Source organism: Enterococcus quebecensis (assembly GCF_001730365.1).
GTDB lineage: Bacteria > Bacillota > Bacilli > Lactobacillales > Enterococcaceae > Enterococcus_L > Enterococcus_L quebecensis.
Genome location: NZ_MIKB01000012.1, coordinates 383,763 through 398,217, shown reverse-complemented (window position 1 = coordinate 398,217; position 14,455 = coordinate 383,763). Strand labels below are relative to the sequence as shown.

Genomic DNA, 14,455 nt, shown 5'->3' with positions numbered 1-14,455 from the left:
AATAAGTATTTTATATTTTAATACATAAAAATAGTGTAAGTAGAACAATACTAATGATAGTTATCACGAAGAAAAAAATTAAACGAAATTTTATGTCTGATTGAAGTTCATTTAATTTTTTTTCTTTAACAAAATTCAATCCATTGAGAAAATTGGCTTGATTTGTTTCGATATCTTTTTTAATCTTACTTATTGACAAACGACTTGTCTTTTCTATGAAAGCCTTACCTGCTGTATCATTAATTGAAAAATACTTTAAATCAGAAACCGAATCTTTTTGATAATAATAAGTAGTATCAATATTTGTTAAGTTGAACGATACTGAAATACTTGGCTCATTTTCATTATATAATAGTTCAAAAAATATTATATCTGATGTAGAAAAGGGATGATTTAATACTCGTAATTTATCCTTTTTTAAAGTAATTACAGTATGTTCATTAGTGCTACTATCTCCAACTAGTCCAAATGATTGTTCATCCCAAAGATAACTGTACTTTAACTTAATAAATTTTTTTGAAAGCTGTTCATTATTACCATTTTTTATTTCAATGTACTCAGTAACTGGATTTTTTAATAAAAAAAAGCCTACTACTAATAACAGTACTGATAAAATTAATACTTTATTTCTCTGTCTCATCGTTTGTTACCAGATTTTAATTCCGAATTTTTATTCATTAAATTCAATAAAAACTCAGCAAATACTTTCTTGTCATTAACGTCCATATTTTTATATGTCTCGCTATTTGTAAATTGAGTATATTGTTTCTGTAACAATAGCCATCCCGCTTCATAACTGCCATTTCCGATATTTTTAATAAATTCATTGACTCGATAATCAGAAGCAGATTCTATATTCTTATAATAGTCATTAAACACTTTATTCATATTCTTCTCTACTTGTAATTTAGAGTAGATATTTACGGCATCTAAATCTGCACGATAATCATCATTTCCCATGCTCGGTCTTGCTCCATTGGTTCCCGCTACATCCCCTATATACCCAGAATTAACATCCAATCCTGAAACTGGATACAAAATTCCTAGTAACTCATCTGCTGTATCCTCAAGTGGAGATTTAGTATAATAAGTCGCAATAGTCGCACACATATGTGCAAAATCAGAGCGATTTCCAAACTGAGTAAAGAGTTCAGTTACTCTTGCTTGTTGCTCTTTAGACAAGTCATCCCAATTACTATCGAATAAAATACGAGATGCTTGTTTAATATCCAGTATTGGAGCCAAATTATGCTGATTTATAATAGCTTTTGAAAGTAACTCTATTTCTTTATCTGTTAATCTTCCTGCCTCTGCTAAAATTAAGTGCAATGGCTTTTCCCCAAACAGAGCACCTGTATAACTCCATTGTATACTTCCTCCATATTGAAAAGATGCTAATAACGTAATAAGTAATCTATTTGCTTCCTCTTTACCATGCAGTTTTTCCAAATTATCATATAGTTTGTTAATAATTTGAGCTTCTTCTGAATTAAATCCATATTGCTTTTTCATATTATAGGAGAACAATTCAGTTTCTGACATATTTTTAACCTGATATTTTTCCCATTTTTCATTAATTGTGTTCTTCCATGACAAATCATTTGGAATATTAAAGGTTCCTGTTGCACCACTCCATGCCGTTTTAGTTTGTGCCAACCCTTGATTTACAGCTTGTTGTAGACTAGTTATCTCCGAAAATAATGATGGTGAACTTGCATTAAATGCTAATAATTTCTGTAATTGCTCTTCCAATTTTTGCTTGGAAGCGTTATACATCCCTATTAACATTGAATTAGCAGTTAACTGGAATGATTTAGTAATATCAGGCGTTTTAGAAGAATTTAGTTCTCTGCGAATATCTTCTGCTTGATTCAATAATCTATCTGCTCTTCTAATCTTTTCTTCCAATTCAGATTGTTTTAAGTCACCACTATCTACTTGAGAAATATATTCCTCTGGGAATTTCTTAACTGCACTTTCTACTGCTTCAGAAAGTAGAATTCCTCCTTGTGCTAGAGGATATAGAACCGACTGAAAATAGGCTTTTGCAGAATCGTATGCTTTACCAGTTAAAAATGGACTTGCTATCACAAAATCTGTAATAGCTTTTTGTAGTTCATTGTATCCTTCTACTTGCGACTTGCACATTATAGACACGCTAGATGCTTGACTTTGTGATACGGAAACATACATATTAACACTCATTATTTACTATCCTCCTCTGACAATACTTTTCTTTTTTCATATCCAATATCTTCTAATTGATTCAAAACTTTCTTTTTTTGTATGCGTAATTCTTCCTCATCATTTTCCAAATAATCCATTACTTGTCTTTCTTTTTGAGAAAATTCATCAAAGATTGATTTATAAAAATTGCCTTGTTTATTTTTATTAAACTGATAACAGATATCATCAAAAAAATGTCTTGCTTCGTAAAAATGTTGGTCATAGCTTTCTTTGACTCTCTTTACTTGATTTAATTCACTCGATAGGGTTTCTTCTTTTAAATATAATTGCTTTTCTTCTTTTTGAATCTCTTCTAATTTTCTCATTTTCCTAAACCACCTAGAGGTCTAAAAATAGTATTTGCAACTGTTTGGTCTAAAGCTTCAAAATCCTTTGCCACACTTTGGAGATTACTAGATGCCAAAAACACTGCTTGAGCTATCTTAGTGGCTGTTTCTTGTGCGGTAATTATCACTTCTTGTGCATTATCATTCCCTGTCACTGTTGTTTGAGTATCATTATTTATCTTAGATTGCTGTATTAGTCTATCCGTTGCACTTTTTAGCACAGTAGCCTTTTGACTTGCTCCAGCCAAATCACTTTGTATTGCCATTAGTTACTCCTCTCTAAAAAAACTAATTGTAATAAAATTTTATCACAAATGTCATTTTGATAATAGTTAAAATTTACTTAATGATAATTATTTATTCCATAAATTACTATATCTAATTTTATAGACTTTGTAATATTCTGATTTTTCTTACTTATGTTCAATATTTTATGAATAGTAAATATCCACCCGTGTGAACGGGTGGCTTTTTAATCCCCCTATAAGGGGTCACTACATACCAAGCCCCTTATAGGGGCCTTTTAAAAAGACCTCCAACCGCTTCTTGCTCTCTAATGTATTTTTCGATTGTTTTTTGATTCAATCCAACCGTACTAACATAATATCCTTTTGCCCAAAATGTTCGATTTCCATAATTATATTTCAAATTCGCATGTCTTTCATGAATGAGAACCGCACTTCTTCCCTTTAAGTAGCCCATGAAACTTGAAACACTTAACTTTGGTGGTATTTTTACTAACATATGAATATGATTTGGCATTGCATGCGCTTCTAAGATCTCTACTTCTTTTATTTCACATAATTTTCTCAAAATTGTTCCAATATCTTTTCTTAGTTTTCCATAAATAACTTTCCTTCTATATTTTGGTGTGAAAACAATGTGATACTTACAATTCCAACGACTATGTGATAAACTTTTATCGTCATTAGACATAAAAAATCTCCTTTCGCTCAGTATCTGGTTGGTAGCCATTTACTAGTATAGCGAAAGGAGATTTTTAACGCTAAAGCTTCCGTTTCCGCACACGTAGAACGTGTGGTTTATTTCTGTCGTTAACAAAAAAACTCCTCTTGCAAAAAGCAAGAGGAGTTTTTACGTATGGGTATAAGGAGAAAAGCTCAAGTGATCAATTGTCCCTTTTTACTTTATAGTCAACTAAAAATTATTTGTTTTTTAAGTTGTAGAAAGATTTCAAACCTTTGTACTCAGCAACTTCACCAAGTTGGTCTTCAATTCTTAATAGTTGGTTATATTTAGCAACACGGTCTGTACGGCTTAATGAACCAGTTTTGATTTGACCAGCGTTTGTTGCTACAGCGATATCAGAGATTGTTGAATCTTCTGTTTCACCTGAACGGTGAGATACAACTGCAGTGTAGCCAGCTTCTTTAGCCATTTCGATAGCTTCGAATGTTTCAGTTAAAGTACCGATTTGGTTAACTTTGATAAGGATTGAGTTAGCGATGCCTTTTTCAATACCTTCAGCTAATTTAGTTGTGTTTGTAACGAATAGATCGTCACCAACTAATTGAACTTTGTCGCCTAAAGAAACAGTCATTTTTTTGAATCCGTCCCAGTCATTTTCGTCTAGTCCATCTTCAATTGAGATGATTGGATATTTCGCACATAAAGCTTCGTAGAATGCGATCATTTCTTCAGTTGTTTTTTCGCCTTCGCCAGAATCAGCTAATACGTAAACACCTTTTTCTTTGTCGTAGAATTCTGAAGCCGCAGCATCCATAGCAAGAACGATGTCTTTACCAGGTACATAGCCAGCTTTTTCGATTGCTTCGATGATTACTTCAAAACCTTCTTCGTTTGAACCAAGGTTAGGAGCGAAACCACCTTCGTCACCTACAGAAGTAGCTAAACCGCGAGCTTTTAAGATTCCAGCTAATGCGTGGAATACTTCAGCACCATAACGTAAAGCTTCTTTGAAAGTAGGAGCGCCTACAGGCATGATCATGAATTCTTGGAAGTCGATACTGTTATCAGCATGAGATCCACCGTTGATGATGTTCATCATTGGAGTTGGTAATACTTTAGTATTGAATCCGCCTAAGTAGTGGTATAAAGGTACTTCTAGGTAATCAGCAGCAGCACGAGCTACAGCAATTGAAACACCAAGAATAGCGTTTGCGCCTAATTTACCTTTGTTAGGAGTTCCATCTAAATCGATCATTGCTTTGTCGATAGACATTTGGTCACGTACATCGTAGCCAATGATTGCTTCAGCGATGATGTTATTAACGTTGTCAACTGCTTTAACAACCCCTTTACCTAAGTAACGAGATTTGTCGCCATCACGTAATTCAACGGCTTCGTATTCACCAGTTGAAGCTCCAGATGGAACCATTCCACGACCAAAAGCACCGCTTTCAGTGTATACTTCTACTTCGATTGTTGGGTTACCGCGTGAGTCTAAGACTTCGCGTGCATAAACATCAGTAATAATTGACATGTTTTGTCTCTCCTTTGAGTTTGTTTTATACTAAGGGGATTCGATTCCCTTAATTATGATTGTAGTGAATAAACGCGCGCTATGCAAACATTTTTTGCATAAATTCAATGATTCTTTGATTTATTGCGTATATTGTTATAAGCAGTGATTATTTAACCGCATCTAATAATGCTAAGAATGAGTCAGCTTCAAGGCTTGCTCCGCCGACTAAAGCACCATCAACGTTTTCTTTTGCCATATATTCAGCAATATTTTCAGGCTTAACAGAACCGCCGTATTGAATACGTACAGCTTCTGATACTTCTTTACCATATAATTTTTCAACAGTTGAACGAACAACGCCGCAAATTTCATCAGCGATGTTAGCATCTGCAGATTTACCAGTTCCGATTGCCCAGATTGGTTCATAAGCAATAACCATTGAAGATACTTGCTCATTAGTTAAACCAACTAAACCGTTTGTGATTTGACCTTCGATCCATTCAGCAGTTTTACCAGCTTCGTATGTTTCTAAAGATTCACCACAACAGAAAATTGGTGTCATGTTATTGGCAAAGATAGCTTTAGCTTTTTTGTTGATGTCTTCATCTGTTTCGTGGAAGTACTCACGACGTTCAGAGTGACCAATAATTACATATTGGATACCTAAATCTGCAATAGCAGCAGGTGAATTTTCACCAGTAAATGCGCCTGAGTTTTCCCAGTAGCAGTTTTGTGCAGATAGTTGAACTTCAGAATCTTTAAGACTCCAAGCTAATGGTGCTAAAAATAATGCAGGAGACCCGATTACTGAATCAACAACATCTTTTGATGGAATAGCATTTTTTACTGCTTCAGCAAAGCTTTGCGCTTCTGCTAAAGTTTTGTTCATTTTCCAGTTACCAGCGATAATTGGTTTACGCATGAAAAAGCACATCCTTTTCTTATTATGGTTTAGATTGGTTAAACGGTGTTCAAAAGACAAGCTTTTTGTAATTTCCTTCATCTGTAGAACTTCAAGTATTGAAGTTCTACAGATTCAGTCCAATCACTGAAGTTTAAACGCCTTTTTCACAACCTCTTTATTTGTCGTTGATTGCTGCTAAGCCAGGTAATTCTTTACCTTCTAATAATTCTAAGCTTGCGCCTCCACCTGTTGAGATGTGAGTGAATTTATCAGCAAAGCCTAATTGGATCGCAGCTGCAGCTGAATCACCACCACCGATGATTGTTGTTGCATCTGCTAAGTTAGCAATTGCTTCACAAACACCAATCGTACCATTAGCGAAGTTACTCATTTCAAATACGCCCATTGGTCCGTTCCAAACAACTGTTTTTGCGCCTTCTAGTGCTTGAGCAAATAAAGCAATTGATTCAGGTCCAATGTCAAGACCCATTTGTCCATCAGGAACATCACCTGTATGTTCTTCTGTTGGTACATCATTTGAGAATTCAGCAGCAGTGATTGAATCGATTGGCAAGATTAATTTGTCGCCTGCTTTTTCGATTAATTCTTTTGCTAGTTCAACTTTATCTTCTTCTACTAAAGATTTACCAATATTCATGCCTTTAGCTTTGTAGAATGTATAAGTCATTCCGCCGCCGATAAGGATTTTATCTGCTTTAGAAATTAAATTTTCGATAACACCGATTTTGTCAGAAACTTTTGCTCCACCTAAGATCGCAACAAATGGACGTTTTGGTGCAGTAACTGCTTCGCCAACAAATTTGATTTCTTTTTCCATTAAGAATCCAGCAACTGTTGGGATACCAGTTGAAGCAATTCCAACGTTAGAAGCGTGCGCACGGTGAGCCGTACCAAATGCATCATTAACAAATACATCACCTAAAGAAGCCCAGTATTTACCTAATTCAGCGTCATTTCCGCTTTCTTTTTTACCGTCAACATCTTCAAAACGAGTGTTTTCAAATACTAAAACATCGCCGTCTTTCATATTGTTTACAGCAGTCTCTAATTCAGTACCACGAGTTTCAGAAACGAATGCCACTGGTTTGCCCAATAATTCGCCTAAACGCTCTGCAACTGGTTTTAATGATTTGCCAGCTTTGTCTTCTTCTGTTTTCACACGACCTAGGTGAGAAAATAGAATTGCTTTTCCACCGTTTTCGATTACGTATTTGATCGTTGGTAATGCAGCTACGATACGGTTATCGTTCGTGATTACACCATCTTTCAAAGGCACGTTGAAATCAACACGAACAAGGACTTTTTTATCTTTTAAATCTACATCTTTGATTGTCTTTTTAGCCATTGTGGAGTACTCCTATCTATAAAAGTTTTTAGGTATTTTTAAACAAAATAATAAAAGCGGAGAAGCGCGCTGCTTCCCCGCTTATTATTTCACAGTTGTTCAAATTTCACTAATGATAAGAAGAAATCTTATAAGTTAGCGAAGTACTCTAAAGTACGAACTAATTGTGCAGTATAAGACATTTCGTTGTCATACCAAGCAACAGTTTTCACTAATTGTTGATCTCCAACAGTCATTACTTTTGTTTGAGTAGCATCGAATAATGAACCGAAAGTCATACCTACGATATCAGAAGAAACGATTTCATCTGTGTTGTATCCGTAAGATTCGTTAGCAGCTTTAGCCATAACTTCGTTTACTTCTTCAACAGTTACTTTTTTGTCAAGAACTGTTACTAACTCAGTTAATGAACCAGTTGCTACAGGAACACGTTGAGCAGCTCCATCTAATTTACCATTTAATTCAGGAATAACTAGACCGATTGCTTTAGCAGCACCAGTTGTGTTAGGCACGATGTTTTCTGCTGCAGCGCGCGCACGACGGAAGTCTCCACCTGGGTGAGGTCCATCAAGAGTCATTTGGTCCCCTGTGTAAGCGTGGATTGTAGTCATAAGACCTTCAACAACACCAAAGTTATCTTGTAACGCTTTAGCCATAGGAGCTAAACAGTTAGTTGTACATGAAGCACCTGAGATTACTGTTTCTTTACCAGTTAAGATATCGTGGTTAGTGTTGTAAACGATTGTTGGTACGTCATTTCCACCAGGAGCAGAGATAACAACACGTTTAGCACCAGCTTTTAAGTGTAATTCAGCTTTTTCTTTTGAAGTGAAGAATCCAGTACATTCAAGAACGATATCTACACCTAATTCGCCCCATGGTAATTCTTCTGGGTTACGGTTAGCAAGAACTTTAACTTCTTTACCGTTTACGTTGAAAGATCCATCATGAACTTCAACAGTTCCGTTGAAACGTCCTTGAGTTGTGTCATATTTTAACAAGTGAGCCAACATTTTAGCATCTGTTAAGTCGTTGATTGCTACTACTTCGATTCCTGCTACATCTTGGATACGACGGAATGCTAAGCGTCCGATACGTCCAAATCCATTAATACCTACTTTAACTGTCATTGAAGATTTCCTCCTTATGAAAATCAAAAATTTTTTTATTTTAAAGAGTTGCCCCTTTTAAAATCTCATTTGCAGCAGCTTCATCAGTGATGAGCCACGTTTGTTTTGGTGCATTTTTCATGTAAGCCCGAATTGCTTTGGCTTTGGTCTTGCCGCCTGCAATCGCTACGACATTTGGAATTTTTTGTACATCTTTCAACTGAAGTCCAATTCGTGGGATTTTATGAACGATTTTTCCTTCTTCATCAAAGAAATAACCGAAGGACTCTGCTACAGCATTATTTTGCTTTAACATAACCAGTTCATCATCTGACATCTTACGCCGTGCCGCCATGTGTAAAGCACGTCCGATACTGTGAACAACACAATTGCTTTGTTCAATCAATGTCAACACTTCTTGGATTGATGGTTCTTGCAGTAGAGAGTTATAGGTTTCAAGACTTAATTGTTCTGGAACATATAATGCTCTATGATGTCCGCCAGTTTTACTTGCCATAACAGCACTTACTGAATTAGCTTGAACAGTCATTGCCTCACCAATTCCACCTCTGGCTGGGACAAACAAGTTATGTCTTTTTTCCGTCTCTAGCGTCCCCATGTGTTCTGCGGTCACTGCCATTGTGGTGCCGCCCATTACTGCGATAATATTGTTACCGTCAGGTAAAAGCAAATCTAGCGAATCGGTCAAAATATCGCCAAACTCATAAAGAACTTTCTCTTGACTGTCACTATCTCCAGCTACAACAATGCAACGCTGAATTCCAAAATATTGACTGATTTCTTTTTCAACTTGATGCATGCCAAGCAATTGATTCATCACTGTCTCTAAACCTTGATAGACATCTAAGCCTTTTTCAGTCAACGTCATTCCACTTTTTGAAGTTTCTATCAATTGTAGGTTCTTTAGAAAATCAGTCTCGGTTCTCAAGACACGCTCTGTAATCCCCATACTATCTGATAAACTTCTACGTCCAATAGGCTGCATCCAGTATATATTACGAAGAATATGAAACCTTTCCTGCATTACATCGAGCAAATCTGGAGCAACAGCTTCAATCATTTTTAATTCATCTAGCATGATGCGCTCCTTCGTTGGTCTGAAAACGTCCAAGTAAGACTTAAAACGACCTATGAACTTTAAAAAAATAAAATTGACGTTTTTCTTTTTCATTGTTAATCTCTATTAACAGTCTTAAAAGCGTCCCTCAATCTTACAAACTTAGTTTAACAGTTTTGATCCTTCTTTTCAAGAAAAAGAGATTATTTTTTTGAAATAACTCAATCTATTTTCTTGAAATTTAATATATACCCACTATTTCTCTTTTAAGATCGAATCACCTTTCTAAATTTTACTCAGTACAAAGCGTTTTTCAAAAATCATACCTTTTTTATATTTTTTTCACTACTTACACCAACTATATTCACACCTGTCTCTTATTATAAGAACATACCAAATTATGAGGTGAATACATATGGATAAAGAAAAAAATGAACAACAAAGTAATGAATCAATTGAAGAAACGTTAGAAAATCATTCTGAAAAAGCGGAATCATCTGAATATAATGAGTCAACGGAACAAGAAACGGCAACAGAAACTCGTTCAACTATTGTAACCGAAGACAACAATTTCAAAAGTTTCTTTAAAAAACTTGATAAAAAAGTAGTCATTTATAGTGCAAGTTTCTTATTGATTGGATTGATTGGAGGAGCTAGTCTTTCTGGCGGTCACAGTCGTCACAACTTTGCTGATGGACGTCCCGAACATAGACGCTTTGATGGAAACCGTAGAGGTCAGCAAGAACAGAAAAGTTGGAAACAAGAACGGAATGAGGATAATTCAAAAAGTAATCGCCATAACCGTCGCTCAACTCAACAAGGTGATACACCAATGAAGGATAATAGCTCTAAGGATGAAACAAAATCAAGTGAAGACAGTAAAAATAGATAATTCACTTTAGACACAAAAAATCCAGATCATATGATCTGGATTTTTTGTCTTCTATCTTCCTTCTTATAAGTCCTCTTCATAAAAATGGCCTAGAATTTTTACATTATCCGAAATACTGACAAAAGCAGATGGATCTGATTCTTTCATTGCAGCTTCCAGTGCCGGCAATTCAAAACGGGTAACAACTGTCAACAACAATGTCTGCTTATCATGCCGATAAGCTCCCTCTGCTTCATGAATGATCGTGATGCCTCGTCGCATTTTCTTTTGAATTTCATTAATCACATTATCAGGATTTTTTGTAATGATCATTACCTGCATTTTCTTTTGTTTTGTATAAACAGCATCGGTTACTTTCCCACTGACAAAAATCGACAATGCACTATAAAACATATATTGCCAACCGAATAAGTACCCTGCTACAAAGATAATCAATCCATTAAAATACATTGAAATTGAACCTACAGAACGTCCAGTTTTTTTACGGATCGTAATACTAAAAATATCCAATCCTCCTGAAGACAATCCATTTTTCAAGGCAAAACCAATTCCTGAACCCATCACACCTCCACCAAAGATGGCACAAATAATCGGATCATTGGAAAGAGTTGTTTGTGGTACGATTTGCATAAATACAGATGTCAGTGTAACGGTCAGTACTGTGAAAATCGTAAATTTTTTCCCGATTTTTAGCCAAGCAATAAAAAATAATGGAATATTCAATGCATATAAAGTTATCGAAACCGGCACTTTAAATCCAACTACTTTGGTTGAAAGTGTAGTGAGAATTTGTGCCAATCCAGTAATCCCGCTAGAATAGATATTTCCTGGTTGGTAAAAAAAGTTCATCGCAACTGATGCCAAGATCGCATAAACGATTGATACTGAAAGTTTCGTCGTGTAATCATGGACTGGTAAACTTTCAAAGAATTTTTTCATGTAGAAGCAGCCTCACTTTACTTGATTCATTTGTTTATCATTATACGTGCTTTGAGGTAAGAAAAAAAGCTCAATCTCCGATTTAACATAAAAGTATCCCACATTCTTCATTTTACTCTTAACGTTTCATAATCCTGCAACGTGTTGCAAACCTTTTGAAAACGGTTACAAATCGACGCTTTTTCAGTTATGATCAAGTTGTATAAATTTTACTGAAATGAGGAATGATTATGCGTCATACAAAACTAGATTCTTTTCCTAAAAACTTTTTATGGGGAAGTGCTTCTGCTGCTTACCAAGTTGAAGGTGCCTACCAAGAAGATGGGAAAGGTATTTCAGTCTGGGATTCTTTTGTAACAAAACCAGACACAACATTTAAAAATACCAACGGTAACATTGCAGTTGATCATTATCACCGCTTTAAAGAAGATGTCGCTTTAATGAATGAGCAAGGTTTAAAAGCGTATCGTTTTTCGATCGCTTGGTCACGAATTTTCCCAACTGGAAAAGGTGAAATCAATCAACAAGGTTTGGATTTTTACAGCCAATTAATTGATGAATTACTGAAATATGATATAGAACCGATTGTAACAATTTATCACTGGGATTTACCCCAAGCATTACAAGAGGAGTATGGGGGCTGGGAATCTCGTACTATTATTGAAGACTTCACGAATTATGCCAAAGTCCTATTTGATGCTTTTTCTAGTCGTGTGAAGTATTGGGTTAGTTTAAACGAACAAAATGTGTTTATCACTCACGGCTATTTATTAGGAACTCATCCACCAGCAGTTCGTGATATAAAAAGAATGTTTAATGCCAATCACATAGCTAATTTAGCCAACGCTTCAGTGATTAAGGCCTTTAAAGCTGGCGGTTATCCAGGAAAAATCGGTCCAAGTTTCAATTATGGCCCAACTTACGCTTTTGATAGTAATCCTCTCAATGTTCTTGCCAAAATCGATACAGAGGAATTAATGGGCTTTTTCTGGCTAGATGTATATGGTATAGGTAAATATCCCAGAACAGTAATTAAACAGCTGGAAACACTGCAAATAGCGCCAACAATCACCAAAGCCGATGAAGCATTACTACTCGAAGGTCTTCCCGATTTTATCGGATTGAATTATTATCAAACCGCTGCCGTTAAAGCCAGCAACAACGATTCTTTTACAGGAAAAATGAAAATGAATAATTCCGGTCAAAAAGGTTCAAGTCAAGAACTTGAAATCCCAAGAATCAGCAAATTCGTCAAAAATCCTTATTTAGAACAAACCAATTGGGATTGGACGATTGATCCTATAGGTATTCGCGTTGCTTTACGAACCATTGAAAGTCGCTACCAATTGCCTGTACTGATCACCGAAAATGGTTTAGGCGAGTATGATACATTTGAAGATGGTAAAATCCATGATCCTTACCGCATCGAATACTTAGAAAAACACCTAAGTGAAATTCAAGAAGCTATCACAGATGGTGTTCAAGTATTAGGTTATTGTACGTGGAGTTTTACCGACTTACTCAGTTGGCTAAATGGCTATCAAAAACGATATGGTTTTATTTATGTGGATAGAGATGAAGAATCAGAACGGACATTGAATCGCTATAAAAAAGATAGTTTTTACTGGTATCAAAAAGTGATTGAAACAAATGGTGATTACTTAAATGAAACGGGGCGTAAATAATGGAAAGATTAGAGAATTTTCTAAATAAATTTATTGGTCCAATTGCTCAAAAAATGAACGGCAGTAAATTTTTTAGTGCATTGTCTGAAGCTTTTATGAGAACCACGCCAATTACATTAGGCGTTGCATTATTGATGATTATTGGTAATTTCCCTATTCCTCAATGGATTGAATTCTTAGCTAAAACAGGAATGACTGCTCATTTTAACGCCGCTTTAGGTGCGACGATTAGTTTGCTTTCTGTTTACGTGACTTTCAACTTTGCTTATATCTATTCTAAAAAAGAAGGCTTAGATCCACTACCGGCAGGACTTTTAGCTATTGGTTCATTTTTTATTTTAATGCCACAAATAGTTCAAACCTACACCTTAGAAAAAACGGTTACTGAATTTCCAACTCAAGCCACTGTCACTGCAAGTACTAATGTAGAAGCTTTCGCTAGTCAATATACTGGGGGAACCGGATTATTTGTTGCCATCATTGTTGGTTATTTGACAGCTGTTATGTATGCGTTCTTTATCAGAAAAAACTTATCGATTAAAATGCCTGATACTGTTCCTTCAAATGTCTCTGAATCATTAAGTCCAGCAATTTTATCAGGTCTTATTCTAGCAGTATTCTTTATTATCAGAGTCCTATTCTCATTTACACCTTTTGACAATATTTTTGCTTTTATTACAACATTGATTCAAGCACCACTACAATCTTTAACTGGTTCACCAATTGCAATCATCATTATTTTTACTTTAGCAAATATGTTGTGGTTTTTCGGAATTCACCCCAATATGGTTTATGGCGTTGTGATGCCGGTTATGACTGCTAATATGCTAGCAAATATGGCGGCTTATCAACAACATCAAGAACTTCCTTTTTTAGCAATGGCTGTTGTTTCATTTGTTTGCGGTAACTCTTTTGGTGGCCAAGGAAGTACTTACGGCTTAGTTATTTCAATGTTCACAGCAAAATCAGAACGCTATAAACAATTATTCAAATTAGCAGGACCACCAGTGATTTTTAATGTGAATGAACCGTTGATTTTTGGAATGCCTTTGATGTTAAATCCCTTCTTCTTTATACCGATGGTTGCTTCCCCTATCTTGATGGGCGGTATTACTTGGGGCATGTTGTCGATTCTTGATTTTTCTAAATATAATCCGCTGATTGCATTACCTTGGACAACTCCGGCACCTATTGTTATGGCTTTGAAAGGCGGCTTTAATTATTTATTGATCTTTGTTGTATTATTGATTGTTAACGTATTGGTTTGGTATCCATTCTTTAAAATGGCAGATAAAAAAGAGTATCAACTTGAACAAGCAAATGCAAAATAGTTTGGACATGAGCCTTTAGCTCCGAGAACCAAGTAGGTACTGTGCAACATCAACTCGTACCTTGTTGTGTTTTACAGTAATAAGAATAGATTACCGGAAATTGTTCTTCAAATTCTTGGTAATCTATTCTTA

Annotated in this window: 14 protein-coding genes; 3 read left to right on the top strand and 11 right to left on the bottom strand. The window is 35.5% G+C overall.

Features of this window, described 5'->3' with window-relative positions; all coding sequences use genetic code 11:
• Positions 1-10: 10 nt before the first annotated feature.
• The 10 genes from BCR23_RS06260 to BCR23_RS06215 form a co-directional block, all read right to left on the bottom strand.
• Complete coding sequence (locus BCR23_RS06260; protein ID WP_069634616.1) at positions 11-640, bottom strand: hypothetical protein; 630 nt, start codon at positions 638-640, stop codon at positions 11-13.
• Entirely contained in the window at positions 637-2,205 is a 1,569-nt protein-coding gene (locus tag BCR23_RS06255) for a T7SS effector LXG polymorphic toxin (protein ID WP_069634615.1), read from the bottom strand. The genes BCR23_RS06260 and BCR23_RS06255 overlap by 4 nt, the downstream gene beginning before the upstream one ends.
• Positions 2,205-2,552 carry a DUF3958 family protein gene (locus tag BCR23_RS06250; RefSeq protein WP_069634614.1) on the bottom strand — a complete coding sequence of 116 codons (348 nt, stop codon included), beginning with the start codon at positions 2,550-2,552 and terminating at the stop codon, positions 2,205-2,207. Before BCR23_RS06250 ends, BCR23_RS06255 begins: the two co-directional genes overlap by 1 nt.
• Positions 2,549-2,839: a TIGR04197 family type VII secretion effector gene (locus BCR23_RS06245; RefSeq protein WP_069634613.1), complete on the bottom strand. Its 291-nt coding sequence runs from the start codon at positions 2,837-2,839 to the stop codon at positions 2,549-2,551. Before BCR23_RS06245 ends, BCR23_RS06250 begins: the two co-directional genes overlap by 4 nt.
• A gap of 244 nt (positions 2,840-3,083) precedes the next feature.
• A complete protein-coding gene (tnpA, locus tag BCR23_RS06240) occupies positions 3,084-3,509 on the bottom strand; it encodes an IS200/IS605 family transposase (RefSeq protein ID WP_069634612.1) in 426 nt (141 codons plus the stop codon).
• 229 nt (positions 3,510-3,738) lie between these two features.
• A complete protein-coding gene (gene eno, locus BCR23_RS06235) occupies positions 3,739-5,037 on the bottom strand; it encodes a phosphopyruvate hydratase (protein WP_069634611.1) in 1,299 nt (432 codons plus the stop codon).
• Positions 5,038-5,185: 148 nt separating this feature from the next.
• The gene (tpiA, locus tag BCR23_RS06230) at positions 5,186-5,941 is read right to left on the bottom strand and encodes a triose-phosphate isomerase (RefSeq protein WP_069634610.1); all 756 of its coding nucleotides are present in this window, start codon (positions 5,939-5,941) and stop codon (positions 5,186-5,188) included.
• 157 nt (positions 5,942-6,098) lie between these two features.
• Positions 6,099-7,289 (bottom strand): phosphoglycerate kinase, encoded by a 1,191-nt coding sequence (locus BCR23_RS06225; RefSeq protein WP_069634609.1) that lies wholly within the window; start codon positions 7,287-7,289, stop codon positions 6,099-6,101.
• A 128-nt stretch (positions 7,290-7,417) separates the two neighbouring features.
• Positions 7,418-8,419, bottom strand: a complete 1,002-nt coding sequence (gene gap, locus BCR23_RS06220) for a type I glyceraldehyde-3-phosphate dehydrogenase (RefSeq protein WP_069634608.1) — start codon at positions 8,417-8,419, stop codon at positions 7,418-7,420.
• A 40-nt stretch (positions 8,420-8,459) separates the two neighbouring features.
• Positions 8,460-9,497 (bottom strand): sugar-binding transcriptional regulator, encoded by a 1,038-nt coding sequence (locus tag BCR23_RS06215; RefSeq protein WP_069634607.1) that lies wholly within the window; start codon positions 9,495-9,497, stop codon positions 8,460-8,462.
• Positions 9,498-9,891: 394 nt separating this feature from the next.
• Between BCR23_RS06215 and BCR23_RS06210 the strand changes: the two genes are divergently transcribed.
• On the top strand, positions 9,892-10,368 hold the full coding sequence (locus tag BCR23_RS06210; protein ID WP_069634606.1) for a hypothetical protein: 477 nt from the start codon (positions 9,892-9,894) through the stop codon (positions 10,366-10,368).
• 63 nt (positions 10,369-10,431) lie between these two features.
• Here BCR23_RS06210 and BCR23_RS06205 read toward each other — a convergent pair whose 3' ends face one another.
• Complete coding sequence (locus tag BCR23_RS06205) at positions 10,432-11,307, bottom strand: YitT family protein (RefSeq protein WP_069634605.1); 876 nt, start codon at positions 11,305-11,307, stop codon at positions 10,432-10,434.
• Between the two features lie 230 nt (positions 11,308-11,537).
• Between BCR23_RS06205 and BCR23_RS06200 the strand changes: the two genes are divergently transcribed.
• Together BCR23_RS06200 and BCR23_RS06195 are read left to right on the top strand one after the other, a co-directional pair.
• The gene (locus tag BCR23_RS06200) at positions 11,538-12,992 is read left to right on the top strand and encodes a glycoside hydrolase family 1 protein (protein WP_069634604.1); all 1,455 of its coding nucleotides are present in this window, start codon (positions 11,538-11,540) and stop codon (positions 12,990-12,992) included.
• A complete protein-coding gene (locus tag BCR23_RS06195; RefSeq protein WP_069634603.1) occupies positions 12,992-14,323 on the top strand; it encodes a PTS sugar transporter subunit IIC in 1,332 nt (443 codons plus the stop codon). Before BCR23_RS06200 ends, BCR23_RS06195 begins: the two co-directional genes overlap by 1 nt.
• Positions 14,324-14,455 lie beyond the last annotated feature (132 nt).

Bases quoted from the DNA above. Each gene is read 5' to 3' on its own strand.
- BCR23_RS06260 (WP_069634616.1), bottom strand. From the start codon at position 640: ATGAGACAGAGAAATAAAGTATTAATTTTATCAGTACTGTTATTAGTA.
- BCR23_RS06250 (WP_069634614.1), bottom strand. From the start codon at position 2,552: ATGAGAAAATTAGAAGAGATTCAAAAAGAAGAAAAGCAATTATATTTA.
- tpiA (WP_069634610.1), bottom strand. From the start codon at position 5,941: ATGCGTAAACCAATTATCGCTGGTAACTGGAAAATGAACAAAACTTTA.
- BCR23_RS06245 (WP_069634613.1), bottom strand. From the start codon at position 2,839: ATGGCAATACAAAGTGATTTGGCTGGAGCAAGTCAAAAGGCTACTGTG.
- eno (WP_069634611.1), bottom strand. From the start codon at position 5,037: ATGTCAATTATTACTGATGTTTATGCACGCGAAGTCTTAGACTCACGC.
- BCR23_RS06255 (WP_069634615.1), bottom strand. From the start codon at position 2,205: ATGAGTGTTAATATGTATGTTTCCGTATCACAAAGTCAAGCATCTAGC.
- BCR23_RS06225 (WP_069634609.1), bottom strand. From the start codon at position 7,289: ATGGCTAAAAAGACAATCAAAGATGTAGATTTAAAAGATAAAAAAGTC.
- BCR23_RS06205 (WP_069634605.1), bottom strand. From the start codon at position 11,307: ATGAAAAAATTCTTTGAAAGTTTACCAGTCCATGATTACACGACGAAA.
- BCR23_RS06195 (WP_069634603.1), top strand. From the start codon at position 12,992: ATGGAAAGATTAGAGAATTTTCTAAATAAATTTATTGGTCCAATTGCT.
- BCR23_RS06210 (WP_069634606.1), top strand. From the start codon at position 9,892: ATGGATAAAGAAAAAAATGAACAACAAAGTAATGAATCAATTGAAGAA.
- BCR23_RS06215 (WP_069634607.1), bottom strand. From the start codon at position 9,497: ATGCTAGATGAATTAAAAATGATTGAAGCTGTTGCTCCAGATTTGCTC.
- tnpA (WP_069634612.1), bottom strand. From the start codon at position 3,509: ATGTCTAATGACGATAAAAGTTTATCACATAGTCGTTGGAATTGTAAG.
- BCR23_RS06200 (WP_069634604.1), top strand. From the start codon at position 11,538: ATGCGTCATACAAAACTAGATTCTTTTCCTAAAAACTTTTTATGGGGA.
- gap (WP_069634608.1), bottom strand. From the start codon at position 8,419: ATGACAGTTAAAGTAGGTATTAATGGATTTGGACGTATCGGACGCTTA.